Origin of the sequence: Fulvivirga kasyanovii, assembly GCF_009711405.1 — a bacterium.
Taxonomy (GTDB): domain Bacteria; phylum Bacteroidota; class Bacteroidia; order Cytophagales; family Cyclobacteriaceae; genus Fulvivirga; species Fulvivirga kasyanovii.
In genome coordinates, this window is the sequence record NZ_SMLW01000081.1 from 1 (window position 1) to 537 (window position 537).

At 35.8% G+C, this 537-nt stretch carries 1 protein-coding gene; it reads right to left on the bottom strand.

Features of this window, described 5'->3' with window-relative positions; all coding sequences use genetic code 11:
* A partial coding sequence (locus tag E1163_RS30815) for a hypothetical protein (RefSeq protein WP_221417859.1) occupies positions 1 to 537 on the bottom strand: 537 nt, incomplete at both ends.

Here is a 537-nt window from a genome sequence, read left to right on the forward strand (position 1 = left end):
ATGTCTTGTTTTGTAAATAAAGAAAGAAAAATGAAGATACCCGCAATTACCAGATTAACCGCTGAGTATTTACCTTTTATGAACACACCTCGCAGTAAAAACGCCAGCCCTACAAGCTCATAAACAAATACCGTATGGTTGTACCAGGGCCAGAAGTTTACAAAAACATAGGAAAGACAGAAAAAAATGACACCCAAAATTCTAACAGGAGTAGCGACTTTGAAGGTCTTCATTATTGAAATAAAAGCTACTATGGATATGGCATTAAGGAACACCTGCGCTTTTATAAGCGATGACATAAATGGACCGAATATCTTGAAGAAGATAGCAGGTATAATCCAAAAACCATAACCTAGAGGCATACCAAAATCACGAAATGGAAATTGCCCCAAATACATCCTGTAAGCCCCATCCCATGCCAGATAAAGGTTTATTTTGTAGGGAAAGGTTACGAACAATGGGATACAGCAAAATATTAAAGCCGTTAATATTTCGATTATTTTTAGCTCTCTATCCTTTAAAAATGAATATTTAAAC